The organism is Streptomyces yaizuensis, from assembly GCF_034961445.1.
GTDB lineage: Bacteria > Actinomycetota > Actinomycetes > Streptomycetales > Streptomycetaceae > Streptomyces > Streptomyces yaizuensis.
Map to the genome: position 1 here is coordinate 44824 of NZ_BSBI01000003.1, position 22165 is coordinate 66988.

General features: G+C 70.8%; 19 protein-coding genes. 9 read left to right on the forward strand and 10 right to left on the reverse strand.

Annotated features, from left to right (window positions below):
• Positions 1-154: 154 nt before the first annotated feature.
• From SYYSPA8_RS08440 to hutH, 4 genes are all read left to right on the forward strand, one after another.
• Positions 155-1309: an adenylate/guanylate cyclase domain-containing protein gene (locus SYYSPA8_RS08440; protein WP_407705967.1), complete on the forward strand. Its 1155-nt coding sequence runs from the start codon at positions 155-157 to the stop codon at positions 1307-1309.
• A gap of 124 nt (positions 1310-1433) precedes the next feature.
• Positions 1434-2246 (forward strand): enoyl-CoA hydratase/isomerase family protein, encoded by an 813-nt coding sequence (locus SYYSPA8_RS08445; protein WP_323446393.1) that lies wholly within the window; start codon positions 1434-1436, stop codon positions 2244-2246.
• 1003 nt (positions 2247-3249) lie between these two features.
• Positions 3250-4581: a sensor domain-containing diguanylate cyclase gene (locus tag SYYSPA8_RS08450; RefSeq protein ID WP_323446394.1), complete on the forward strand. Its 1332-nt coding sequence runs from the start codon at positions 3250-3252 to the stop codon at positions 4579-4581.
• Positions 4582-4811: 230 nt separating this feature from the next.
• Positions 4812-6353 carry a histidine ammonia-lyase gene (gene hutH / locus SYYSPA8_RS08455; RefSeq protein WP_323446893.1) on the forward strand — a complete coding sequence of 514 codons (1542 nt, stop codon included), beginning with the start codon at positions 4812-4814 and terminating at the stop codon, positions 6351-6353.
• A gap of 87 nt (positions 6354-6440) precedes the next feature.
• On the opposite strand, the gene SYYSPA8_RS08460 is transcribed toward hutH, so the two are convergent.
• Positions 6441-6740 (reverse strand): hypothetical protein, encoded by a 300-nt coding sequence (locus tag SYYSPA8_RS08460; protein ID WP_323446395.1) that lies wholly within the window; start codon positions 6738-6740, stop codon positions 6441-6443.
• Positions 6741-7000: 260 nt separating this feature from the next.
• Here SYYSPA8_RS08460 and SYYSPA8_RS08465 point away from each other — a divergent pair, with 260 nt between their 5' ends.
• A complete protein-coding gene (locus SYYSPA8_RS08465) occupies positions 7001-8266 on the forward strand; it encodes a L,D-transpeptidase (RefSeq protein ID WP_323446396.1) in 1266 nt (421 codons plus the stop codon).
• Positions 8267-8427: 161 nt separating this feature from the next.
• On the forward strand, positions 8428-9480 hold the full coding sequence (locus SYYSPA8_RS08470; protein ID WP_323446397.1) for an NAD(P)-dependent alcohol dehydrogenase: 1053 nt from the start codon (positions 8428-8430) through the stop codon (positions 9478-9480).
• A 62-nt stretch (positions 9481-9542) separates the two neighbouring features.
• Here the strand turns inward: SYYSPA8_RS08470 and SYYSPA8_RS08475 are convergent, their stop codons facing one another.
• From SYYSPA8_RS08475 to SYYSPA8_RS08485, 3 genes are all read right to left on the reverse strand, one after another.
• Entirely contained in the window at positions 9543-11297 is a 1755-nt protein-coding gene (locus SYYSPA8_RS08475; RefSeq protein WP_323446398.1) for a hypothetical protein, read from the reverse strand.
• Positions 11298-11553: 256 nt separating this feature from the next.
• On the reverse strand, positions 11554-12033 hold the full coding sequence (locus tag SYYSPA8_RS08480; protein ID WP_323446399.1) for a transcriptional regulator: 480 nt from the start codon (positions 12031-12033) through the stop codon (positions 11554-11556).
• A 368-nt stretch (positions 12034-12401) separates the two neighbouring features.
• Complete coding sequence (locus SYYSPA8_RS08485) at positions 12402-12716, reverse strand: putative quinol monooxygenase (RefSeq protein ID WP_323446400.1); 315 nt, start codon at positions 12714-12716, stop codon at positions 12402-12404.
• A 356-nt stretch (positions 12717-13072) separates the two neighbouring features.
• Between SYYSPA8_RS08485 and SYYSPA8_RS08490 the strand changes: the two genes are divergently transcribed.
• Positions 13073-13552, forward strand: coding sequence for an NUDIX domain-containing protein (locus SYYSPA8_RS08490; protein ID WP_323446401.1), 480 nt, complete (start codon positions 13073-13075; stop codon positions 13550-13552).
• Positions 13553-13636: 84 nt separating this feature from the next.
• On the forward strand, positions 13637-15097 hold the full coding sequence (locus SYYSPA8_RS08495) for a recombinase family protein (protein WP_323446402.1): 1461 nt from the start codon (positions 13637-13639) through the stop codon (positions 15095-15097).
• A gap of 134 nt (positions 15098-15231) precedes the next feature.
• Here SYYSPA8_RS08495 and SYYSPA8_RS08500 read toward each other — a convergent pair whose 3' ends face one another.
• The 4 genes from SYYSPA8_RS08500 to SYYSPA8_RS08515 form a co-directional block, all read right to left on the reverse strand.
• Positions 15232-16659: a replication initiator gene (locus SYYSPA8_RS08500; RefSeq protein ID WP_323446894.1), complete on the reverse strand. Its 1428-nt coding sequence runs from the start codon at positions 16657-16659 to the stop codon at positions 15232-15234.
• A gap of 228 nt (positions 16660-16887) precedes the next feature.
• A complete protein-coding gene (locus tag SYYSPA8_RS08505; RefSeq protein WP_323446403.1) occupies positions 16888-17082 on the reverse strand; it encodes a hypothetical protein in 195 nt (64 codons plus the stop codon).
• On the reverse strand, positions 17079-18383 hold the full coding sequence (locus SYYSPA8_RS08510) for an FtsK/SpoIIIE domain-containing protein (RefSeq protein ID WP_323446404.1): 1305 nt from the start codon (positions 18381-18383) through the stop codon (positions 17079-17081). Before SYYSPA8_RS08510 ends, SYYSPA8_RS08505 begins: the two co-directional genes overlap by 4 nt.
• The gene (locus SYYSPA8_RS08515) at positions 18380-18727 is read right to left on the reverse strand and encodes an SCO3933 family regulatory protein (RefSeq protein WP_323446405.1); all 348 of its coding nucleotides are present in this window, start codon (positions 18725-18727) and stop codon (positions 18380-18382) included. The genes SYYSPA8_RS08510 and SYYSPA8_RS08515 overlap by 4 nt, the downstream gene beginning before the upstream one ends.
• A 167-nt stretch (positions 18728-18894) precedes the next feature.
• Here SYYSPA8_RS08515 and SYYSPA8_RS08520 point away from each other — a divergent pair, with 167 nt between their 5' ends.
• Positions 18895-19671, forward strand: a complete 777-nt coding sequence (locus tag SYYSPA8_RS08520; RefSeq protein ID WP_323446406.1) for a GntR family transcriptional regulator — start codon at positions 18895-18897, stop codon at positions 19669-19671.
• A 359-nt stretch (positions 19672-20030) separates the two neighbouring features.
• On the opposite strand, the gene SYYSPA8_RS08525 is transcribed toward SYYSPA8_RS08520, so the two are convergent.
• Both SYYSPA8_RS08525 and SYYSPA8_RS08530 read right to left on the reverse strand, forming a co-directional pair.
• Positions 20031-21347, reverse strand: a complete 1317-nt coding sequence (locus tag SYYSPA8_RS08525; RefSeq protein ID WP_323446407.1) for a hypothetical protein — start codon at positions 21345-21347, stop codon at positions 20031-20033.
• A 224-nt stretch (positions 21348-21571) separates the two neighbouring features.
• Positions 21572-21952 (reverse strand): hypothetical protein, encoded by a 381-nt coding sequence (locus tag SYYSPA8_RS08530; protein WP_323446408.1) that lies wholly within the window; start codon positions 21950-21952, stop codon positions 21572-21574.
• Positions 21953-22165: the final 213 nt, after the last annotated feature.

The window sequence follows — 22165 nt, forward strand, 5'->3', positions numbered from 1 at the left end:
CGGTGCCGGGTGGGGGGCGCGGGCCGTCACGGCCCCCGGTGAACCTCGCCCGTCGCCAGGACGTGAGCTAGGGCACACCTGCCGTATCGTTGAGGCGGTCGGGCACGGATGCGAGAAACGGCAGGACAGTGGGCAGGGAACGGGCAGGAGGCGGCTGGTGACCGGCGACCACACCACGTCCGGCGAGGGCGTGCCCGGTGGGTCGGGCCGGTCGTCGGTGCATCCCACGCCCCACCACGCGGTCGACCACACCGCCGAGCCCACGGACGACCCCCTCGCCATCCGGCTGGAGCAGCTGATCCTCGGCGCCGAGCGCCGCTACACCCCCTTCCAGGCCGCGCGGACCGCCGGTGTCTCGATGGATCTGGCCTCCCGTTTCTGGCGGGCCATGGGCTTCGCCGACATCGGCCAGGCGAAGGCCCTGACCGAGGCGGACGTGCTGGCCCTGCGGCGGCTCGCCGGTCTGGTGGAGGCCGGGCTGCTCAGCGAGCCGATGGCGATCCAGGTCGCGCGCTCCACCGGGCAGACCACGGCCCGGCTCGCCGAGTGGCAGATCGACTCCTTCCTGGAGGGCCTGACCGAGCCGCCGGAGCCGGGGATGACCCGCACGGAGGTCACCTATCCGCTGATCGAGCTGCTGCTGCCGGAGCTGGAGGAGTTCCTGCGGTACGTGTGGCGGCGCCAGCTCGCGGCGGCCACCGGCCGGGTGGTCCAGGCGGCGGACGACGAGGAGATGGTCGACCGCCGGCTCGCGGTGGGCTTCGCCGACCTCGTCGGCTTCACCCGGCTCACCCGCCGGCTGGAGGAGGAGGAGCTGGGCGAACTGGTCGAGTCCTTCGAGACCACGGCCGCCGACCTGGTGGCCGCGCACGGCGGCCGGCTGATCAAGACCCTGGGCGACGAGGTGCTGTACGCGGCGGACGACGCCGGCACCGCCTCGGAGATCGCGCTGCGGCTGATCGACGCGATGACCCAGGACGAGACGATGCCCGCGCTGCGGGTGGGGATCGCGTTCGGGACGGTCACCACCCGGATGGGCGATGTCTTCGGGACGACGGTGAATCTGGCGAGCCGGCTGACGTCGATAGCCCCGAAGGACGCGGTCCTGGTGGACGGGGCCTTCGCGGAGGAGCTGATCCGTACCGGCGACGCGCCGAAGTCCGAGGCGCAGGCCGCCGAGGACACCCTCGCGGCGGAGAAGGAGGGCGAGCCCGCCCCCTCGTACCGCTTCGCCCTCCAGCCGATGTGGCAGCGGCCCGTGCGCGGCCTCGGCGTCGTCGAGCCCTGGCTGCTCTCCCGCCGGCACTGACGGCCCTTTCTCCCCGCTCCCTCCTCACCCACTCCCTCCCTCCTCGCCGGGGTGTCCCCGCGTGGGCCTATGATCCGAGGGGATGGTGAACCGTCGTTAACGCGTCAGCCGGGAGGGTGTCCCCATGTCGGTGTCGTCTGTGTCGTCCGCGTCCGAGCAGCGGTACGGCGAGTACGTCCTGGTCCGTTCCCACGGCCACGTCGCCGAGCTGGTCCTCGACCGGCCCGCCGCCATGAACGCCGTCTCCACAGCGATGGCCCGGTCGATCACCGCCGCCACCGCCGCCCTCGCCGCCGACCCGGCCGTCCGCGTCACCGTGCTGACCTCGTCGGGCGACCGCGCGTTCTGCGTCGGCGCCGACCTCAAGGAGCGCAACTCCTTCTCCGACGCCGAACTGCTGCGGCAGCGGCCCGTGACCCGGGCCGCGTACACGGGTGTCCTGGAACTGCCGATGCCCGCCATCGCGGCGGTGCACGGCTTCGCCCTCGGCGGCGGGTTCGAGCTGGCGCTCGCCTGCGATGTCATCGTCGGCGACGCGACCACGGTGGTGGGGCTGCCGGAGGTGTCGGTGGGCGTCCTGCCCGGCGGTGGCGGGACCCAGTTGCTGCCCCGGCGGGTGGGCTCCGCCCGCGCCGCCGAGCTGATCTTCACCGCGCGCCGGGTCGCCGCCAAGGAGGCCGGCGAACTGGGCCTGGTCGACCAACTCGCCGAGGACGCCCGCACGGAAGCGCTCGCGCTCGCCGCGCGCATGGCCGGGAACTCCCCGGTCGGGCTGCGCGCCGCGAAGCGTGCGCTCCGCCTCGGCCAGGGTCTCGACCTCCGCTCCGGCCTGGAGGTGGAGGACGCGGCCTGGCGCTCGGTCGCGTTCTCCGGCGACCGCGCGGAGGGGGTCGCCGCGTTCAACGAGAAGCGGAAGCCGCAGTGGCCGGGGGAGTGACGTCCGGGGTGCGGGTGTCTGTGCCCGTTCTGCTGTGAGACCGGGCTGATCTGCCGGACGGCCGCGGCACTGTTCCGCTCCGCCACTGTTCCGACCGGGCGTGCTCCGTCGCCGGGCGGCTCCCGTCCGGGGTACGGGCAGGGGTTCCTCGGGTGGTGCCGTGCCGTGCTCCGGGGCGCTGGTCGACACCACGACGTGCTCGGGGCACGGCTCCCGGAGGCCTCGGGCCGGCTCCGTGCGTACGGTCCGTCGACGGCCCGGGGTGTTCGCCCCTGCGCGGTTCGGGTGCGGCTTTTTGCGCCGGGGTACGGGTTCCCGTGTTCCGGCGCGCGAGGTGCGGAGATGTCCGGGGTACGGGGGTGGCGTGGCGGGGTGTCCGTGGGCACCGCCCAGTCGGCGGCGACGGCCCGGGGTGTTCGCCCCTGCGCGGTTCGGGTGCCGCTTTCTGTGCCGGGGTGCGGGTTGCCGTGTCCGGCGTGCGGGACGGTGCAGCGGGTGTCCGTGGGCACGTCCGGTCGGTGGCTCTGCGGTCTTCCGGGGCGGTCCGGGTCCAGGCTCCAAGCGGCTCGGGTACGGGTTGACGCGTCCGGCGCGTCCGGCGCGTCCGGCGCGTCCGGCGCGTCCGGCGCGTCCGGCGTGGAGGCGCCGGGGGTACGGGGGTGGCGTGGCGGGGTGTTCCGGGCCGCCGACCGGGGTCCCGGCGCCCGCGCGGCTCGGGTGCGGCTTTGCGCCGGGGCGCGGAGGCCCCCCGGGGTGCTGGGCGCGGGGTCCGTCAAGGCGCACCGGGTGCCCTGAACGCGTTGTCGGGCGCTCTCCCCGGAGCGCCCGCGCTCCTGCCGCAGCCGGCGCGGCGGAGCGTCCGGGGGCCGGAGCGCGGCCCCGTCCCGCCCATGGCCACCGCGTCTGGCGGGCGGCCCCGCGAGTGGGCGTCCCCGGTGGGGGAGAACGGATTCCCGCCGCCGATCACCGATCAAAACGCGCCAATCCTCCCTAAGCTGGTTTGATGGCTGAGGATCGGCGGCTGCGAGCCGTGGTGGCACTGGCGCAGGCGATGGCGGCGGCACAGACCCCGCGCGAGTTCTGGCGGGCCGCCGCGCTCGGCGCGTGCTCGGCGCTCGGGGGTTCGTTCGCCGCGCTCTCCGTCTGGGAGCGCGAGCGGGGCAGACTCAAGGTGCTGGTCAACGCGGGCGAACGGGCGCCCGGCGAGGAGGAGTTCCCCGAGGCCGAGACCTATCCGGTCAACCGCTTTCCGGAGATCACCGAGTTCCTGCACGAACGCTGGGCCGGTGGCGGCGAGCCGGACGCCTGGGTGGAGACGGCCGCCCCCGGGGCCCCGCACCCCGGCCGGCCCCCCGGCGCGGACACTCCCGGCACGGACACCCGGGGCCCGGGCACCCGGGGCACCGGCGCCCGGGTGGGGCGGCCCGTCGTCGTGGAGAACCCCGTGCAGGGGTACCGGCACCCCTCCGCACCCCCCGAGGGGCGGGCCGCCGCGCTGCGCCGGCGCGAGCGCGGATGCTGCGTCGTCGCCCCGATCGTGCTGCACGGACGGGCCTGGGGCGAGCTGTACGTCGCCCGGCCGCTCGGGGCGCCCGTCTTTGACGGGGAGGACACGGATTTCGCCACCGTGCTCGCGTCCGTCGTCGCCTCCGGGATCGCCCAGACCGAGCGGCTGGAGGAGGTCCGCCGGCTGGCGTTCACCGATCCGCTCACCGGTCTCGCCAACCGCAGGGCCGTCGACGCCCGGCTCGACGAGGCCCTGGAGCGCCATCGCGCCGACGGCTCCGTCGTCAGCCTGGTGGTCTGCGACCTCAACGGGCTGAAGCAGGTGAACGACACCCAGGGCCACGCCGTCGGCGACCGTCTGCTGGAACGGTTCGGCTCGGTGCTCTCGTTCTGCGGGGCGATGCTCTCCGGGGCCCTCGCCGCCCGGCTCGGCGGGGACGAGTTCTGTCTGCTGTCCGTGGGGCCCTCCGCCGACGAGGTCGTCCGGGTCGCGGACGAACTCTGCGTCCGGGCGGCGGCGCTGGAGCTGGGCGAAGGGGTGGCCTGCGGCGTCGCGTCCACCGGCGACCCGATCGGTCAGATCCGCACCGCCCGGCGGCTGTTCCGGCTGGCGGACGCCGCCCAGTACCGGGCGAAGGCCGCCCGCGCGCCGGGCCCGGTGGTCGCGGGCCGGGACGGGGCCGTGCTCCGGCTGGCGGACACCCCGCCGCGCCACCCTCAGCAGGAGCGCCGCGCGTTCCGGGGAGTGGCGGCGCCGGACACCCCCGCGCCCCCCGCGCCCTCCGCCACCCCCGACGGCCCCGGCGAGCCGTGGAGCGACGAGCCGTAGCGGCCGCCGGGCGCAGAACCCCGTACCGCGTGCGCAGTCCCTCGTACCCCGCCACCCGGGAGCGGTCCCGAAGTCCTGCCGGAGCCCTCCCGGAGCCCCGCCGAAGCCCTTCCGAAGCCCTGCCGGAGCCCCGCCAAGGCCCCCTGGACCGGCCCCGTTTCCCCTGCTGTTCCCCTGCCGTCCCGCTGATGACATGCTGCAATTCAATCCGTACGCTGCTGAATATGGATATGCATACCGTCGTGGTGGGGACGTCCGGTACCACCGCCGAGGACGTCGTCGCCGTGGCCCGCGAGGGTGCCCGGGTCGAGATCTCCGCCGACGCCCGCACCGCCCTGGCCCGCGCCCGCGCCGTCGTGGAGACCCTTGCAGCCACCCCCGAACCCGTCTACGGCGTCTCCACCGGCTTCGGCGCGCTCGCCACCCGCCACATCGGCCCCGAGCTGCGCACCCGCCTCCAGCGCAACATCGTCCGCTCGCACGCCGCCGGCATGGGCCCACGGGTCGAACGCGAGGTCGTCCGGGCCCTGATGTTCCTCCGGCTGAAGACGGTCTGCTCCGGACACACCGGAGTACGCCCCGAGGTCGCGCGGACCATGGCCGACCTCCTGAACGCCGGGATCACCCCCGTCGTCCACGAGTACGGCTCCCTCGGCTGCTCCGGCGACCTCGCCCCGCTCTCCCACTGCGCCCTGGCCCTGATGGGCGAGGGCGACGCCGAGGGCCCCGACGGCGAGGTGCGCCCCGCCGCCGAACTCCTCGCCGAACACGGCATCGCCCCCGTCGAACTGCGGGAGAAGGAGGGCCTCGCCCTCCTCAACGGCACCGACGGCATGCTCGGCATGCTGCTCCTCGCCCTCGCCGACCTCCGGCGCCTCTACCTCTCCGCGGACATCACCGCCGCGCTCAGCCTGGAGGCCCTGCTCGGCACGGACCGCGTCCTCGCGCCCGAACTGCACGCCATCCGCCCCCACCCCGGCCAGGGCGCCGCCGCCGCCAACATGAGCGCCGTCCTCAAGGGGTCCGGGCTCACCGGGCACTTCCAGCAGGACGAGGCCCCCCGGGTGCAGGACGCGTACTCCGTGCGCTGCGCCCCCCAGGTGGCCGGCGCCGGCCGGGACACCATGGCCCACGCCCGGCTGGTCGCCGACCGCGAACTGGCCGCAGCCGTCGACAACCCCGTGGTGCTGCCCGACGGCCGGGTGGAGTCCAACGGGAACTTCCACGGCGCCCCGGTCGCGTACGCCCTGGACTTCCTGGCCATCGCCGCCGCCGACCTCGGCTCCATCTGCGAGCGCCGCACCGACCGGCTCCTCGACAAGAACCGCAGCCACGGCCTCCCGCCCTTCCTGGCCGGCGACCCCGGCGTGGACTCGGGGCTGATGATCGCCCAGTACACGCAGGCCGCCCTGGTCAGCGAGATGAAGCGGCTCGCCGTCCCGGCGTCCGTCGACTCCATCCCGTCCTCCGCGATGCAGGAGGACCATGTCTCGATGGGCTGGTCGGCCGCGCGCAAACTGCGGACCGCCGTCGACGCGCTGGGCCGGATCGTCGCCGTGGAGCTGTACACGGCGGCCCGCGCGATCGAACTGCGCGAAGGGCTGACCCCCGCGCCCGCCTCCCGGGCCGCGATCGACGCGCTGCGGGCCGCCGGGGCGAAGGGCCCAGGACCGGACCGGTTCCTCGCGCCCGAACTGGCGGCGGCCGACGCCTTCGTCCGGGGCGGCGGACTCGTCACGGCCGTGGAGCGGGTCACGGGCCCGCTGGCCTGAGCGGCCTTCCGCCACCCCGCGCCCGCCAGCCCCCGCGCCACTGCCCCCGGCCGGGCCGTCCCCCCAAGGACGGCCCGGCCAGGGGCGTCACAGCGGCTCGGAACCGCGCCTGCGCACCGCGTACGACACGAAGCCGATGCCCACACCGAGGAAGGCCGTTCCCCCGATCAGGTACGGGGTGGTGTCGAAGCCGCCGGACTCCGCGAGCCGGGGTTCCTCCTCGATCCCCGCGGTGGCGACGGCGGCCACGGAGACCGTGCCGGCCTGCCCCTGTCTCTCGGTGCCGCCCTCGTCGGCGGAGGCGTTCGCCGAGGGGACGAACCACAGGGCGCACAGAAGCGTGCCCGCGGCGGTGGCGGTCAGAAGCGGGCGGCGTGCGGCGGACACGGACACGATCTCCCTTGAGGCGTCCTGGAGTTGGCCGGATGCGCAGATGCTAGTGAGAGGTGCACGTCGATGAGAAACCGGGGACCACCGCCCCGGCCCATGACAGCAGAACCGTGCCATGCAAGATGGTGGGGCAGAAAGGTTGATCGGATACAGACACCGGGAGAGTGGCGTTCTTCACATCGCCCGGGAAATGAAACCGTGGGCCCTGTCACAGGTGTTCATGTAAGTAGTTCGGTCAGGGCAGGGGAGCGGCGACGATGGAGAAGCTTGTGATGACGGACGGCAAGCGGCGCAGGGGCCTCGCGGCTGCGGCGGCGGTGCTCAGCAGTGTGCTCGTGCTGTCGGCCTGTAGCGGGGACGGCGAGGACAAGGGCGGGGACGACAAAGGCGGGAAGCAGTCCCAGCAGCAGGTCGACAAGGCCGCCGCGGAGAAGGCCTCGAAGGCGCGAATAGCCATCGCGCCCAAGAACGGCGCCACCAACGCCAGCATCAACAACGCCGGCAAGGTCACCGTCACCGAGGGGACCCTCACCGAGGTCACGCTCACCACCGCCGACGGCACCGCCGTCAAGGGCACCCTCGCCGCCGACGCCAAGAGCTGGAAGCCCGACGCCCAGCTGGAGCGTTCCACCTCGTACAAGCTGGCGGTCAAGGCCAAGGACGACGCCGGGCTGACCGCCCACGAGAACAGCTCCTTCACCACCGTGGCGCCGGGCAACAGCTTCATCGGGAACTTCACGCCCGAGGCCAACAGCACCGTCGGCGTCGGCATGCCCGTCTCCATCAACTTCAACAAGCCGATCGCCGACCAGAAGGCCGTCCAGTCCGCGATCACCGTCTCCTCCAGCAGCGGCCAGGAGGTCGTCGGCCACTGGTTCAACAGCCAGCGCCTCGACTTCCGCCCCGAGCAGTACTGGAAGGAGAACTCCACTGTCACCCTGAAGCTGGCCCTGGACGGGGTCGAGGGCGCGCCCGGCGTCGTCGGCGTCCAGCAGAAGACGGTGAAGTTCACGGTCGGCCGCAACCAGGTCTCCGTCGTCGACGCCGCCAGCAAGACGATGAAGGTCCAGCAGGACGGGAAGACGATCCGGACCATCCCGATCTCCGCCGGCGCCCCCGCCACCCCCACGTACAACGGTCAGATGGTGATCTCCGAGAAGTTCAAGGAGACCCGGATGAACGGCGCCACGGTCGGCTTCACCGACGCCAACGGCAAGGGCGAGTACGACATCAAGGACGTCCCGCACGCCATGCGGCTCTCCACGTCGGGCACCTTCATCCACGGCAGCTACTGGGGCAAGGGCGTCTTCGGCAACTCGAACACCAGCCACGGCTGTGTCGGCCTGGAGGACGTGCAGGGCGCCAACGACCCCAGCAAGCCCGGCGCCTGGTTCTACGACAACTCCCTGCTCGGCGATGTCGTGATCGTCAAGAACTCCAAGGACAAGACCATCGCCCCGGACAACGGCCTCAACGGCTGGAACATGGACTGGGCGCAGTGGAAGCAGGGCTCCAAGGTCTGAGCCGTCGCCCCGACGCTTCCCCTGTCCTTCCTTTGTCCTTCCTTGTCGCCGGAGGCGGCGCTCCCCGGTGCGGGGAGCGCCGCCTCCGGCGTTTCACCGGGAGGAGTCCGTACGGTGGTCGGGGGGTTGGGCCGGGCCGGGCCGTCGGACAGGGTGGGGCCATGACGATTCTGGACTTCACCACCGTCCCCGCGTACGCCGCGCCCCGCGCCAAGGCACCGCTGGAGCGCGTCACCGTGCCCCGCCGCCCGGTGGGCGAGCACGACGTACTGATAGAGATCGCGTACGTGGGGATCTGCCACTCGGACATCCACCAGGTGCGCGACGGCTGGTCACCGGGCAGCTACCCGATGGTGCCGGGCCACGAGATCACCGGCCGGGTGCTCCAGGCCGGGCCCGGCGTGACCCGTTTCGCCGTCGGCGACCGCGTCGGGGTCGGCTGCCTCGTCGACTCCTGCCGCGTCTGCGCCAACTGCCGGGCCGGCCGGGAACAGTACTGCCGGCGCTGCGTCAACACCTACAACGACCACGACCGGAACGGCGAACCGACGTACGGGGGCTACTCCACCCATATCGTCGTGGACGAGGCGTACACCGTCCGGATCCCCGACGGGCTGCCGCTCGACACCGCCGCGCCCCTGCTGTGCGCCGGCATCACCCTGTACTCCCCGCTCGTCCACTGGGGAGCCGGCCCGGGGAAGCAGGTGGCCATCGTCGGCTTCGGCGGCCTCGGACACATGGGGGTACGGCTCGCGCACGCGATGGGGGCCGAGGTCACCGTGCTCAGCCAGTCGCTCCGCAAGAAGGAGGACGGGCTGCGGCTCGGCGCCGACCACTACTGGGCCACCGCTGACGGGGAGGTGTTCGAGAAGCTGGCCGGGACCTTCGACCTGATCGTCTCGACGGTCTCCGCGCCCCTGGCCCTCGGCTCCTACCTGGGGCTCCTCGCCGACGACGGCGTCCTGGTGAACGTGGGGGCGCCGGAGGAGCCCGTCTCCTTCGACCTGGGCCGGCTGCTCCAGGGGCGGCGGAGCCTCGCGGGCTCGATGATCGGGGGGATCGCGGAGACGCAGGAGATGCTGGACTTCTGCGCGGAGCGGGGGATCGGCGCGGAGATCGAGGTGATCCGGGCGGAGGAGGTCAATGGGGCCTTCGAGCGGGTGCTCGCGAGTGATGTGCGTTTCCGGTTCGTGATAGACGCGACGACGATCTGAGCCGTACGGGTGGGGGTGGCCCAGGGCCGGGCCGCCCCACTCGGTATCCATTCGGTAGCCGCTCAGCAGCTGTCGTCGCGGAACCGCATCCCGTACCCGGAGCCGAGCCGGTACTCGCCGGCCCGCTCCACGGTCAGCCGGGTGTACTCGCCCTCCTGGCGCAGACAGGCCCCGTCGGCCCGCAGCCACGGCGAGTACGCCACCCGTACCGTCACCGAACCGGCCGACGGCATCCGTACCAGGAGGCTCCCCGCGTCCCCGCCGACCGCCGCACCCGGCGACGACACCAGCGGCACCGCGTCCCGCACCCGGAAGATCGTCCAGCCCGCGTCGGACCAGACCCGCTCCAGCCACTCCGGCTCCGAGCGCACGATCTCCGCCTCGCCCTCGGCGGGCCCGTCGATCCGGCCGTGCGGCAGCACCACCAGCCCCACGGCCCACCGGTCCAGCCACTGCCGGTAGCTCTCCTCGCTCAGCGAACCGTCGTAGAAGAGCCGCCCGCGCTCCTTGTCCAGCTGACGGTTCCAGCCGCGCGCCATGTTGATGTGCGGGGCCAGGACCGTCGCCTCGCGGTGGTTGCGGGCGGGGACGACCTCGACCCGCATCCGGTCGGCGCCCAGCCGCTCCAGCTCCCGTACGACCCCGTCGGTCTCCTTCGCCCACGACGGGACGACCGTGGAGACGGCGAGGTCGTCCTCGGTCTTGTCACCGAGCCAGGACACATTCACCAGCAGCACCGCCACCAGCAGCAGCCGGGACAGACCCGCCCGGGAACGCTGCCACCACGCGGACGCTGGCACCCCGTCGAAGACGGTCAGCACGGCGGCCAGCAGCACCACCGGCCCCGCCAGACCCGCCAGCCGCTCCACATTGGTCCCGATGGGGGTGGGGATGAGATACGTCAGCACCACGCCCAGGCCGTAGATCCCGGCCCCGTACCGCACCACCCGCCACGCGCGCTCACGCGGCGCCGCCACCGCCACCGTGGCGGAGACCAGCAGCGGCAGCCACAGCTTCCCCGACGGCATCGGCATCTCCCCGGAGAACGGGAACAGGACCGTGGTCGCCCCCACCACCAGCGCCGGCGGCACCAGCAGCGCGGCCGCCCGCGCCCAGCGCCGCTCCAGCAGCCAGGCCGCGCCCATCACCACCAGGAAGAGACCCGCCACCGGGCTCGCCAGCGTGGCCAGGGCCGCGCCGAGGGCCGCCAGGGCGGGCCTGCGGACGTACAGCAGCGCGACCAGCCCGATGGCCAGCCCCAGCGTGAACGTCGTCCGGCCCGACGCGATGTTGCACCAGATCACCGCCGCACCCATCAGCGCCGGCCACACCGGCCACCGCACCCCGCTGCGGACGACCAGCCGGGCCATCGCCCACGTACCGACCAGCGCGGCGGCGACCGAGACCGCCCGCACACCGAACACCGCCATCAGCGGGGGAGCCAGCACGCTGTAGTTGACGGTGTGCATACCCCCGTACCAGGACAGGTTGTACGCCGACCCCGGGTGCTCCCGCGTGAACCCCGTCCACGCGAACTGCGCGGCGAGGTCACCACCGCCCGTCGCCAGCCAGAGGGCCCACACCAGATGGAACGGCAGGGCGACCGCCGTCACGATGAGCGGGACGCGCCACCAGACCGGTGCCACGTCCCGCTCGGACGGCTGTACGACGGAGGGTCTCACCACGCCCGGCCCGGGAACCACCTCCGCGGGCACGACCGAGCCCAAAGCCCCCTCGGGCTCCGCCGCCCCCGGTCTCTCGCGCTCCGTCGCCGTGCCGGACCTGCTCATCTCTGCCTGCCGCTCGCTGCTCCCCACGCCGACAACCCTACTTGCGGCCCGCCCGGGCCCCGGGGCGCGCCACCGGGTCACCTCCACCCGCCGATGCGCGCGGGCGCGCCCCCCATGGGGGGCGCTCACAGAAACGCACCACATCGAGCGGGGATCCACTGCATCCCGCCGTGCCTGGCCCGGCCGGCCCAGCCTTTCCGCCACCTCGCGCTCGGATGCTGGTGGATCAGTGCGGTCCGCTCGGTCGGCTGTCCGACGCGGACCGCGCCGATCATGACGTGGTTCACTCTTCAGGGAGTCCCAGCTCGCGGGCAAGGGCCTGAAGCTGTTCCGGTGGCTGGGGACTCATGGCCTGGAGGTCTGTGACGAGCTGCTTGACCGTCGGCTTGGTGTGGAACAGTTCGGGGGCGGCGTGAAGGACCTTCTCCAGCGTGGAGACGGCGTCGTCGACCTGCCTGCGCTGAGCGTGTGCCTTGGCCAGGTCGATGCCGAAGCGGGCCTGTCGCTCCGGTGACAGACCGGAGATGTCGATGGCTTGCGCCGCCCGCAGGGCGAGGCCCGCGTCACCCAGGTCGACGGCCACGGAGACCTCGTGCAGGGAGACGTTGGTGGGGCCGAACTCGGTGTTGTGGTCGTTGCGGCCCTCGCCGATCCGGTCGGCCAGCTCTCGGGCGTGCCGTAGGTAGGCGTAGGACTCCTCGGCGCGGTTCAGTCTGCCTGCCGCTACGGCACGTTGCAGGGTGAGTGCTCCGCGCAGGGCCACCGCTTCGGGCCGGCCCGTCTCGGCGAGGGGCGCCAGTGCGTCGGCGGCGCTGCCGGAGACCTGGGGCGGATTCGAGCTGCGGGACCAGTTCCTCCAGCAGTTCGACGAGGTCTGTGTATCCGCCTTCGTGGGTGAGCGACCGGGCGCGGGCCACCCCGGTCCTCAGCGCGGGGATGTCCGGCGGCCCGGACGGGCCGAGGACCGCTCTCAAGGAGTGCGCCGCGCTCAGCATCAGGCGCAGCCGTGACGCGCCGGGAATCTCGCGGTCGGCCACCGCTGCCATGAGCGGGGCTTCCGCGGCCAACTCCGAGACGGGTACGTCGAGGACTTCGGCCACCCTCTTGCGGCCGAGTGCCTTCTCGTACTGTTCAGTGCTCAACGCCAACACCCTTACCGGATACAAGGTCCAGGCGGTCGACCTCGGTCGAGGACAGGTACCGCTCACGCTCGGCCAGGAAGTCGATCACGTACTCCTGCGATTCGTGGGTCTCGAAGGCAGCGGCGTCGCGGTAGAGCTCGTAGAAGATCCGCTGAAGCGGCTGCCCGTCAACGCGGTGGGTCGTATAGATCACCGTGCCCGGCTCGTTCGCACGGATGTGTTCACCCGTCCGTGCCACCAGGTCGTCGAACGCGGCTGCTGCTGACTCGTCCTTGCAGGTGAAGCGCACCATCAGCCCGAACATGGCGGGTCCTCTCCGTTGGCATCGCGACTGTGCACCGGGTCGGCGCAAACGCTAGGGGGGCGCGACCCGCACGAAAAGTACGGCGCCACACTCCATCAACGCCGGGGAAGGGACGACCTGAATTCGGCGCGGTGCACGCGCTGCGTCAGCGACCGGCGATGGCCAACGTGCTCTGCCAGGTCTGCGGCAAACCCGCCGACCAGGACGAGCGCGGAGTCCTCTGGCTCCTGGGCGAAACACCCGACGCCCCCGGCTCATGGCCCCAGGGCCTGGAGACCGCACACCCACCGGTCTGCCGACCCTGCGCGACACTGGCGACGAAGGCATGCCCCCACCTCAGGCGCCAGAGGAGTGACATGGCCCGTACCACCCGTACCGAGTACTACGACGACCCCGGCGCCCCCGAGCCGAACAGTCTCGTCGTCGCCGCATCCGCCGTCGTGACCGACGAACAGGGGCACATCCTGCTCCAGCGGCGCCGGGACAACGATCTCTGGGCGCTGCCCGGCGGTGGCATGGATATGACCGACTCCCTCCCCGGGACGGCGGTGCGCGAGGTCCGGGAGGAGACGGGGCTCGATGTCGAGATCACCGGGCTGGTCGGGACGTACACCGATCCGCGTCATGTGATCGCCTACTCGGACGGGGAGGTGCGCCGGCAGTTCAATGTCTGTTTCACAGCCCGGGTCACCGGAGGGCAGCTGGCGATCTCGGACGAGTCCACCGAGCTGCGGTTCATCGACCCGGACGATCTCGCCGACCTCCCCATGCACCACACCCAGCGGCTGAGGATCGGGCACTTCCTCGACCGCCGGGACCGGCCCTATCTGGGATGACTACTTCTGCTCGGGGTCCGGGGCCTTCGCGACGCCGATCGGGCAGCTCACGCCCGTGCCTACCAACGTGTATCCATGTGACCCATGAAGTCCACCATAGGCAAGAGGCGAGCGGCGATCTACTGCCGGATCAGTCAGGACAGGGGCGGAGCGGGATTAGGCATCGCACGCCAGGAGGAGGACTGCCGGGCTCTGTGCGCCCGCATCGGCTGGCACGTGGTGACCGTGTATCCGGACAACGACGTCAGCGCGTACTCCGGGGCTCCCCGCCCGCAGTGGCAGCAGATGTTGGAGGCGATCGACCGGGGCGAGGTCGACGCGATCGCGGTGTGGCACGTCGACCGGCTCACACGGACGCCCCGGGAGCTGGAGGACGTGATCGATCTTGCCGACCGGCGGGGGATCGAGCTGGCCACCGTGAGCGGAGAGATTGATCTCGCCACCCCCACCGGGCGCATGATCGCCCGCATGCTCGGAGCGGCGGCACGCCACGAGGCAGAGCACAAGGCGGAGCGGCAGAAGCGACAACGCCGTCAGGCCGCCGAGGCGGGCCGGATCTCGGGTGGGGGGAAACGGCCGTTCGGATACCAGGACGATCACCTCACGGTGCACGAGGAGGAGGCCGTGATCATTCGCGAGGGCGCCCGGCGCGTACTGGCGAACGAAAGCCTTTCGAGCGTCTGCCGGGACTGGCAGGAGCGCGGCATCGTCAGTCCGGCAGGGAAGCCGTGGAAGCCCACCGGGCTCCGGCGGCTTCTGGCCTCCGCACGTATCAGCGGACGGAGGGAGCACACTCCGCGTGACGCGTGGGAGGGCACGCGTCCGCTGCTCGGAGAGATCGTCGCGGATGCGGTGTGGCCCGCCATCATCAGTCAGGAGGACTCCGACCGCTTGCGCAAGGTGCTCAGCGACCCGGCACGGCGACGCCATGTCGAGGGCGAGACGAAGCGCAGCTATCTGCTGTCGGGCATCCTTCAGTGCGCGAAGCCCAGGAAGGACGGCACGCCCTGCGGGTGGGGCCTGATAGGCCGTCCCCGGAGCGGAGTCCCCCGGTACGTCTGCCCGAACACGCCGGGGACGGACGCGTGCGCCGGTACGGCCACGAACGCCGGTCGTACGGACGACCATGTACGGGACATGGTGCTCGCCGCCTTGGCATCCCCCGGGTTCACAGCCCGGCTGCGCACCCAGGACGACACGGGTGACGACCTTTATGACGAGATCAGGACCGACGAGCAGGAACTTGAGGAACTTGCCGAGGACATGGGGGAGCGGCGCATCACCCGTAAGGAGTGGATGGTGGCACGCCAGCCGATCGCCGACCGCCTGGCACGGAACCGGGTGAAGCTGGGACAGGTGTCCAGCACGGCGGTGATCATGAGTTTCGTGGGGACGTTCGAGGACATGCGGGCGCGTTGGGAGCGGATGAACAACTCGCAGCGCCGAGCTGTCGTCAAGGCGTGTGTCCGGTCGGTCGACGTTCGTCCCGCCGATCCCCGGAAACGGTGGGACCCCGACCGCTTCGTCTTCGACTGGATCGCGTAGGGACCGGGTCCCCGGCGGGCGGCTCAGGCTCGACCAGCAGGAAGAGCCGGGCCGCCCGCTCGATGACGGCAAGGTCCTCGATGACCGGGGGCAGCCCTTGCAGGGCTCGGGAAGCCAGCACTCTCGCCCGGATCTCATCGGGGGCCAAGGGCGTCCCCGATCCCGTCGGCCAGCGCCCGCCGGTTGGCCGCGACATCGTCCGCGATCCCGGCCGCGATGAGGGCGGCGCCGGGGGTGTGACCGGAGTCGAGGTAGCGCCAGTGGCGTTCCGTGAGTGCGTCGACGGGGGCGCTGTGGCCGAGATGGTCGGCACGACCGGCACGCAGGGCCGCGTAGGTGGTGGAGTACGCGCGGGACTTGGTGAGGATGTGGCCGCGATAGCCGAGGGTGTGGGCCCAGGCGCGAAGGCGGAGGGGCGCGTACTCGGGAAGGGCACCGAGCCGCCAACAGGTGTACATGAGGGTGCGGGCGTGCTTGGTGGCGGAGACGGCGTCGATGTCGGCGCGGTGGCGGATCGGGTGGTCCACTCCGGACCCGGCGTCCCGTGCGCCCTTGGTGACGTACTTGGCGATGTAGGCGGCCACCGCGTCGTCGCTCGTACCGCCGTCGGTTTCCGTGACAGTGCGGACATCGAGTTGCGAACCCCAGCGCAAGGCCCGCTCGCCGACAGCGAGACTGTAGGGGGCCCGGACGGAGACGAGGCGGGCGGCCGTTCGCACCGCTTCCGTGAGGTTGTCTGCGGTACCCCAGGCGGGTGGGTGGTCGTGCGGGCCGCCGGGGCCGTCGAGGCGTACGACGGCGTGGACGTGCACGGCGGCCCGCCGCTGGTACTCCGCGATCTTGGCGAACGAGAGCCGGGCGTGATCGTGGAACCGGGCCCGGGGGATGCCGGCCGAGGTGGCGAGGTGGCGCCGGACGCCACGGGTGAAGCGGTCCCAGAGCTGTCCGGCGTGGGCGTGCCACAGGACGTGGGCGGGGTAGTCGTAGCAGTCAGCGCACAAGGGCTGTCCGGCCCGGGGGTCGGCGCTCGTGTGCCGGGCGGCGCAGCCGAAGGGCCGCCCGTGGTCGCAGGTTCCGGGGTCACGGCGCGGGCGACAGGGGGCACCGTCCGTGGCCCGATGTACGGGGCCGAAGGAGGTGGCGGTGAGAGTGACGAAGAGGCGGGGCCGGTGCCGTACGGATGCCGGTACGGTCTTGCCGCCCGTGAGACCGGCGCGGACGAGGTGGTACGTGTCGCCCGCGTGGAGGCGGGAGCAGGGGGCGCAGACGGTGGCCCGGCGGTTTCCGCACCGGACGAGGAGACGTTCGCCGGGCTCGTCGCAGGTGGAGTAGTGGTGCAGGATCTCGCCGGTTGCCGCGTCCCGGGTGATGGTGGCGCCGGAGAGGTGGACCGGGTGGGAGCACCCGCCGGTGGCGGTGACCTGTTCGAGCCAGCGGAAGAACTTCGGATCCCGTACGAGGCGGATGGCGTCGCGGTCCGCTTCGGTCAGGCGGCGCAGGCGTGCCGAGCGGTCGAGTTCGGCACGCCTGCCCGCCGGGGTCGTGTGATCGGGGGTGGTGATGGTGGTGCCCTTCCGGGGTGGGCCGCCGAGGCGGCGTGGAGCATGGTTGTGGGTGCGCGACGGTTCATGGGTGCTCCCTGGTGGGTTGTGGGTGGAGGGTGGATCAGCGGACGGTTCCGGAGCCCCGGCAGCAGCGGCAGCGCCGCAGACGTCCGGTGCGGGATTTGCGGTGGCGCTCCCCCTTGCAGATGGGGCAGCGCACGGGACGCATGGGCATGAGGGCTCCTGTCAGCTCGTGATGAAGCCGGAGACGGTCCAGGTGACGACGGAGTCGACGGTGAGGACCACCGGGGTCTGACCGAGGTAGATCCCGAACAGAGTGATGACGACTGCCTGCCACGCCCGCACGTCGCGTGAGCGCACGAGGAGGACGGAGACGATCCCGAAGAGCAGAGCGAAGGGGATGGACGCGTACTCGCTCATTCCTCTTCCCCCTCCCGCATCCCGGCGAGGGCGCTTTCGAGGGTGGGCAGGTGGGGAGTGCGAGAGGCGTGGCGGGCCACGGTGCCGGCGGTTTCCTCGGGGGTGAGGCGGTGGGAGCGGGCGCGTTCCCAGCCGCCGTCGGGGCCAGTGCGGATCGCCACCCCCGGTTCCTCCGTGGTGATCGACTGAGCAGCGGCCACGGCATCCTTGTCGAGGTCCCCGAGGGTCATCTCAGCGGTTCCGGAATCATGGACGCGGTGGCAGATCCTGCCGCCGAGCTGCGCCCGCAGGGCGGTCACCCCGGGGCCGAGGTCGGAGCCGACACGCTGCCCGGCCACCACCAGATGCAGACCGAGCGCGCCCCCGAGCTGGACCAGGCGCAGGAGCATCGCGGAACACTGCTCCGACTCGGCACGACCGGCGCGGGTGCCGTCCGAAAGGTACAGCTCAGCCACTTCGTCCACGATGATCACGACCGGGACGGGACGCAGCTTGGGCGACAGTTCCCAGATGGAACGGGCGTCGTGGCCACGGCACAGCCGCATCCGCTGGTGCAGTTCGATGAGGAGCCCACCCAGAAGGGCGACCGCTTCCCGCCGGGAGGCAGCCAGCGCGGACAGCCGGGGTGCGAAGGGCCCCAGCTCCATCCCGCCCTTGCAGTCGATCCCGACGAGCGCCACGTCCTGCGGCGAGAGTTCGGCGATCAGCCGGGCGAGGAGAGTGGACTTGCCCGACCGGGTGGCCCCGGTGACCAGCCAGTGCGGTACGTCCAGCAGATCGATCACCCAGGCCCCGCCGGACTCGCCGATGCCCACCAGGGCGGACAGCAGTGTCTTGGGGGCCATGGCGAGTCCTGGGCTTGCCAGTGGATCGGACGCGAGGGCGGCGATCCGGACCATGCCCCGCTCCGGGGATGTCACGCGGACCGCGTGCACCTTCCACGCATGCGTGAAGGCTTCGGCGGCGGCCCGGTAGACGGCCGGGGTCTGCCCCGGACACATCCGGACCGTCACGGTCAGCCCCAGCCGAGTCGCCCGGGGAAGGGAGGCTCGGGGCACGACCGGCCGCAGTGCGTCACCTATCACCACCAGCCCGCCCAGCAGTGCACGCGGCGGGCGCCTGTTCACCGTCAGGTCGTTGAGGAGCGCCACCCGGCGCCACGTCGACCACACCCGCAGCGCCGCCGACGGGTACCCGGCGATGTACCAATGCCCGACGGGGCAGCGGCGGCGTAACAGCTCCCCTCCGCCCAGGGCCCACAGGAGCACAACGGTTCCCAGCGCCAGGAGCACGGTGCTCATGCGACGCCCCCGTTCTTGGCAGGCGTCACCGGCATCACCGGCGTCACGGCATCGGCACGGAAGCTGATCCCGTGCCGGTCACCCATCGCCCAGGCGAACGCGACCAGCCCGGTGATCCGGACCTCCGCTCCCTCGACGACGCCCTTCTGTTCCCCCGGAACAGCGATCTCGATCACCGAGATACGACGTCCGTCCTGCCGGACCGTGACCGCGATGGTGTACACGGGGTTGCCGTCCCGGTCCTTCTTGATCTCTTTCGTCTCCGCGTTGCTGTACTTCACTTCCGGCGCGATGGCGCACCGGAGTACGCCCAGTCGTGCCGTGTCCACGGGGATGGACTGCATGGGTGGCGGCCTCCTTGACTATGAACGCCAGTACACCTGACGTCACTCGTGCTTACGAGTGACGACTATGTATGTCTTGACTCGGAGAGGCAACAACTTATGCTGACGAGTGACGTGAGTAACTTGGGTGGCGACACCCGCGAACCGACAAGGGAAGGCCGAGCGACATGGCAGGCATCGAGCGCCCCGGACCCCTGTACCAGCAGGTGGCCAACGCGATCCGGCAGGGCATCGCGAACGGAGACTTCCCGCCCGGCAGCCCCCTCCCGTCAGAGGCGCAACTCATCGAGCGTTACGAGGTCAGCCGCCCCACCGTGCGTAACGCGATCTCCGCACTGCGGTCGGAAGGGCTCATCGAGGTCCGCCACGGCAAGGGCAGCTTCGTGAAGGGTGCTCCGACCCCGCATCTGACCATCGAGCGCTCCGTCACCCGTACCGGAGCCGCATTCGCCTTGGGTGGCCCGCCGTGGCAGGAGGCCCACGAACCCACCGCCCACCGGACCAGAACCACGGCTGAGACCGGGCCGTTCCTCGAACTGGCCGAGGGGGAAGCGCTCTTCGGGGTGGACCGCACACTGACCGACCCGGCGACGGGCGCCCGCGCGCTGCACCGGCTGCTGCTCCCGTTCGCCACCGCTGACCAGGCGCCGGCCCTGGCGGATAACCCCGGCGCTCCGGTGGAGGCGATCTACTCGGCCCTGGCGCGGGCAGGACACGAGCTGACGTGGTCGGAGACCGTACGGGCCCGGATGCCCCAGGGTGACGAACGCGCGGCCCTCGAACTCCCCGACGCGACCCCGGTGATCCACGCGCTCCGCGTCACACACGGCACGGACAACGCCCCGCTCCTGCTGGAAGAACTCCGCACCAGCGGCAGCAGGGCCCAGCTCAACTACCGCATCAGCCCCGGCGCCAGCCGCAGCCCGCAAGCTGTCCGGAGCTGACCGGGCCACCGGTCGAAACTTTCTTTACTTCCTCAAGGCGCCTCGCTCCGCTCGCCGCGCCCGGCCCGGCTCCCCGCCGGGCCCCGCCGCTCCTGCCTTCGGCCCGCTCCGGGCCCGGCACCGCTGGCCGCGCCAGCGCCCATTGCTCGTGGGGAAGAACCCCTCTGTGGCTGGGGCGGTCGGCTCCACGGCTTTAGCCACCTCCCCGGTCCGGGTCCCGCGTCGAGCAAGACCAGGGGGCCACTCGGACACATTGCGGGCAGGAGGCAAGCCTGCCCGAGTTGCTGGCCAGCGTACGGCCCCCTGATCATGCTCGACCCCAAACCGGGCAGGACACCGGCCAAACCCGCTCCACCGGCCTACTGCGGATCAACGCCAGGAATAGTCGGGTTTATCAGCCCTTGCGAACGAGAGTAATGAACCAGCCAGCCTTTCGACGTAATTTCAATCGACCTCCTGCGCTGATCCGTTTCCTCTCGGCTGCTCGTAACCAGACCGTACCGCTCAAGATCGACAACATTTTTGCGCATGTGCGTTCGATCGTTGAAGCCCAGGACCAAGTGGTCCCCCGGCGAGCATGAACCTCCGATCCCGGCCAGATCGTCCAGTAGTTTCCACATCCTTGGTTGAAGCCGAATATCTCTCTCGTATTTCATGGCCAGCTCGGCCAGCCATTCTTTCGCCGCGTTCTCGATCCTGGCTTCATTGCTCTGGAGGAAGAATTCTGGATCCAGGCTGAAAGAGAAATCTTGGGCGTAACTGAGGGAGTCGCGAAGATTTTGATGGCTTACTTCGTAGATATGCTCAAAAGTCTTGGCGGAAACCGGAGCGACAGCGTCCCCCCTGACGGCGTAGCGCTTAAGTCGAGCGTCAATCAAATGTGGAATGAATTCGTCAGGCACCGGAGAGATGTCGATTGGATCCGATAGGACGCCATTCAGTCGAGGGGTCGCCGCCACGCTCCGTGCGATCCCCCGAGCTCCGCATATAACCCAGCGCGTTCCCGGAAGCTGAAGAACTGGGTCTCTAACTTCCTCCATTACCCCCTGAGCGGCACTTGAGATATCAATTAGCTCCAGATTGTCAATAAGGCCAACAAACCCACCAGATCCGTCAGGGAAGGCGTCACTTAGCCACCTTCTGACCGCAGCTCGAAATCCAGCTTGCGTGTAACCTTGCGAGGAGTTGGCCGATGCGCTCGCCGACCCTGTAAGCCCTCCGAAGGGGCTCGTGATGCCGCCGCCGCGCGTACGCAATATGGGCGAATCCAGCCAGAGTCTAAGGTCCTTTATTCGTGGAACTGAACGCCCTGCACGCTTAAGGGTGTCTTCATACTCAAGGAAAGCTCGCGCAATCGCAAAATAGCACGCACTCACGAACTCTTCCGAGTCTTCTTTAACTTGAAGAGGCTCAAGGAGGGGGAGATAGAGCTGCTGACTATCGCCACTCCTGAATTCCTCACTGGCAACCCACGCAGCTACCAGGACAAGGCTAGTCTTGCCTACCCCATTTGGCCCCTCCAGGACGACATGCATATCGCTTTCGCGCATTCTTCGCAGCAAGGAACGGAGTTCAGCATCCCGTCCGACGAGCAGCTCTCGTCCATCCTCGTTCCCGGGCAAGGGCTTGACGATGTAGGGGTTGCTCTTGAAGCCTAGGCTCAGCCAGAAGTCCAACGCCGCTTACCTCCAGGACAGATGGGCCCCCATCGTACGCCGATCCAAGAAGGAGACTTGGGTTCAGCGTCGATCAACTCTGCTATCTCGTTGGCTAGTTCATGCCAGACCCGTGTCAGATTGGTCGGCGAATCACGGTCAGTGAAAGATCCAAGGCGAGGAGGCAACATAGCCTGAAAGGTATTTACCCTGGTCAGGGGCTGGAGGTCCCTTGATTCTCAAGCTCATGGCTCGTTCCTCTGGGCGGTGCACCGACCAGACTGCCTCGAACCGGCCACCCCCGACTCGCCCCGCTTCACTGCTCCCTCCCTGATCACACGCGCCATGGAGAAGGCCGTCTCAGCGGGAAGTGACAACCGCAGCAGCCCCGACCCATCCGGAGCCGCGTCAGCCGTCGCCGTCATCCCCGACGTGTCGATGCCGGCCGCGTCCATCGCGGCAGCCAGCCCCGCCGCCGCGTCCCTCGCGCGTCGCCACCCCGCCAGGTAGTCGACCCCTTGCGTCCACACCCAGGCGTCCGGGTCCAAGACCTCGTCGCCGTCGACGCCCGGGTCTATCGGCTCGTGCTGCACAGAACGTCCCCTCAGGAAGCTGAAGTTCAGCACCTGGGCCGTAGCTCCGCTGATCAGCGGCATGGCTGCGGCCCCAGTACCATCGGCACTGGGGTCCGCGAGGGCTCCGGGCCGGATCACCCCGGTAGCTGTCCAGGCGAGGGGTGGTCCGGTCTCGACGTGTGGTGGGTCAGCGGGTGTTCAAGTCGCTGAGTAGGGAGGCGGGTACGAACACCGCCAGCCAGGAGATCAGCACCAGTGCGTGGA

Excerpts from the sequence above, each read along its gene's own strand:
- SYYSPA8_RS08445 (WP_323446393.1), top strand. The coding sequence starts at position 1,434 with ATGTCGGTGTCGTCTGTGTCGTCCGCGTCCGAGCAGCGGTACGGCGAG.
- SYYSPA8_RS08450 (WP_323446394.1), top strand. The coding sequence starts at position 3,250 with ATGGCTGAGGATCGGCGGCTGCGAGCCGTGGTGGCACTGGCGCAGGCG.
- hutH (WP_323446893.1), top strand. The coding sequence starts at position 4,812 with ATGCATACCGTCGTGGTGGGGACGTCCGGTACCACCGCCGAGGACGTC.
- SYYSPA8_RS08465 (WP_323446396.1), top strand. The coding sequence starts at position 7,001 with ATGGAGAAGCTTGTGATGACGGACGGCAAGCGGCGCAGGGGCCTCGCG.
- SYYSPA8_RS08470 (WP_323446397.1), top strand. The coding sequence starts at position 8,428 with ATGACGATTCTGGACTTCACCACCGTCCCCGCGTACGCCGCGCCCCGC.
- SYYSPA8_RS08485 (WP_323446400.1), bottom strand. The coding sequence starts at position 12,716 with ATGTTCGGGCTGATGGTGCGCTTCACCTGCAAGGACGAGTCAGCAGCA.
- SYYSPA8_RS08490 (WP_323446401.1), top strand. The coding sequence starts at position 13,073 with ATGGCCCGTACCACCCGTACCGAGTACTACGACGACCCCGGCGCCCCC.
- SYYSPA8_RS08495 (WP_323446402.1), top strand. The coding sequence starts at position 13,637 with ATGAAGTCCACCATAGGCAAGAGGCGAGCGGCGATCTACTGCCGGATC.
- SYYSPA8_RS08505 (WP_323446403.1), bottom strand. The coding sequence starts at position 17,082 with ATGAGCGAGTACGCGTCCATCCCCTTCGCTCTGCTCTTCGGGATCGTC.
- SYYSPA8_RS08510 (WP_323446404.1), bottom strand. The coding sequence starts at position 18,383 with ATGAGCACCGTGCTCCTGGCGCTGGGAACCGTTGTGCTCCTGTGGGCC.
- SYYSPA8_RS08515 (WP_323446405.1), bottom strand. The coding sequence starts at position 18,727 with ATGCAGTCCATCCCCGTGGACACGGCACGACTGGGCGTACTCCGGTGC.
- SYYSPA8_RS08520 (WP_323446406.1), top strand. The coding sequence starts at position 18,895 with ATGGCAGGCATCGAGCGCCCCGGACCCCTGTACCAGCAGGTGGCCAAC.